The 2,010-nt window shown below is 60.6% G+C and carries 1 protein-coding gene and 1 pseudogene; both read right to left on the bottom strand.

Annotated features, from left to right (window positions below; all coding sequences use genetic code 11):
* Positions 1-346, bottom strand: a pseudogene (locus tag FVF58_RS50860) (hypothetical protein); the annotation flags it as partial.
* Entirely contained in the window at positions 343-1,887 is a 1,545-nt protein-coding gene (locus tag FVF58_RS50855) for a site-specific integrase (RefSeq protein ID WP_149676966.1), read from the bottom strand. The pseudogene FVF58_RS50860 and the gene FVF58_RS50855, both read right to left, overlap by 4 nt.
* Between the last annotated feature and the right edge of the window lie 123 nt (positions 1,888-2,010).

The following is a 2,010-nucleotide window of genomic DNA, read 5'->3' as shown; positions in this document are numbered from 1 at the left end:
CGATGTTTTGCATGACGTGCCCGGTGGTGTTCCGTTTGAACAGCAACTGTTCGGCCACTGCTGCCTTGACCAGGTCCTGCCATGCGGGAGACAGCGGTTGGCGTGCCAGTGGCGTCCGGTCGCACTCGGCGCGCTCTGCGTTGATGATCGCCAGCGCCTTCGCATCAGCCCCAAGGTCTCGCAGATAATGCGTCGGTGGCGGAACGTCATTGGCAATAGCGGTCAGATTCCAGCCGACACCGTCGCGTGCGGCACCTGTTTCATCGAGAGGCATGTCCCACGACAGGCCTTTCTCACGGGCCAGCGTTTTGCCCAGCTCGATGAACGCGCAGTAGTGTGGTTTCATTGATCGTCGCCTTCCAGTTCGTCAATGACCGTCTGGATCTCAGCGATCGTGCGTTGCAGCTGCAGGTAGGCCGGCGACCGTGTATCGCCGCGGGAGCTCCGGTCGAAGAACACAACCACTTCGCGCATCGCGGCCAGCACCCGCTCATGCATCGACCTGTCGTGCAACGGCATGAACTTCCTGCATCCATAGCACGACGTGACCGGGTTATAGGGGCAGGCCGGCTGTCCCGAAGAGCATCCGCCGATACCGGCAATCGGAATGCCGTGAGGGACACCAGCGATCTGTTGCTCACCTTTAAGAAGGGTGAGCTCTTCCGGGAGGATGAACCGGTCGTGCGCAATTTTCGCCACACGCCGGTATATGTCCGACGCGCCGAGCGCCCGGTTGACCCGTTCCGCGTGGGAGGCTGATGTCGCAAAGTACACCAGCCCCCTCTGGGCATGCGAATGCCCCAGGAATTCCGCAAGTTCCTCATGAGTTGCACCAGCGTCAACGAGCCGTTGCGCTGCGGTGTGCCGCAAATCCGTGGCCGTACCGAGGTCATCCGAGCCGATCAGTTTCCTGACGAGCGCGGCAATCCGGGCCCCAGCCTCGTAGTTCGACTGGACAGTAAAGAAGCGTGCAGCGCCAGCGGCCCCTTCAGACCGTCGCCATGTATTGAGCACAACGAAGATCGAAACCCACTCACGTTTGACGCGGCGTGTAAGCGGCTTTCTTTTCGAGTCGCTTCGCTGCTTGGCCATATGGAAGGTTAAATGAACCGTCGGCGGTCCATCCTGCGCATCCTGCCAGATGCGGACATTTCGCATGCCCAGCATCGCAATCTGGATCGGGCGCATGGCGAACTGGTAGGCGCACAGCAACATGCCAGCGTCGCAGACGTCCTCGTACGCTAACGGCGTTTTCACTGGCGACGTGAGAACCGAAACCACCTCGTCAAGATGCCGCACGATCGCAGCCTCTTCGTCGGCCGACAGGAAGACGTCGCCGGAACGCACTCCCGCGTAGGCGTCGCTCGCAGGGCCGGGCAGGGAAGAGCGGATGAATTCCGCAAATGTTGGAGACCAGCCGCCAAGCCGGTGAGCACAAAGCAATCGTAGCAGCGTTTTACCAAACCGGTACGCGTCCTGAGGCAGATCGCGTGCGCGCATGACAGTCCATTCGCGGCTAATGTTGAGGGGGCCGGCATCGATCAGCTTTTCGACTTCAGTAACCGGGAAGTGCATCGCTCCACTTGCCGCCTTGAAGGCCGAAACGACGTGGAGATCTTCCCCCAGCAGATACAGGAAGAGCTGCTTCACCAGCATGGCGTATGCGCCTGGATAACGATCGAAGTCCAGCCTGTGCGGTCGCCCGTATATCAACAGCTCGAACACCGTTGCATCGGCAGGCGCAGGTATCGAACGGGTAGCGTCATCAAACTCGTCGTAGTAGCGGATGACAGGAGGAAGAGCAGGGAGTCGCGAGACCACATCGATAATCAGTTGCCCTGCCTCAACGGCAACATCTGCGCCGTCGCGACGATGGGGCGACCGCACGGTCAGAGCCCCTTTGGGATGGCGCGCAGCAACGCCACCCGGTCATCGAAGCTGTCGTTCCAGACGTCAGCGAGCCGCTCTTCGAAGACGGCCCGCGCGTAGCGCAAGGGCATCACAGATTTT

The organism is Paraburkholderia panacisoli, assembly GCF_008369935.1.
Lineage (GTDB): Bacteria > Pseudomonadota > Gammaproteobacteria > Burkholderiales > Burkholderiaceae > Paraburkholderia > Paraburkholderia panacisoli.
Note: the sequence above shows the minus strand (reverse complement) of the source record. Positions and strands in the feature narration are given on the sequence as shown.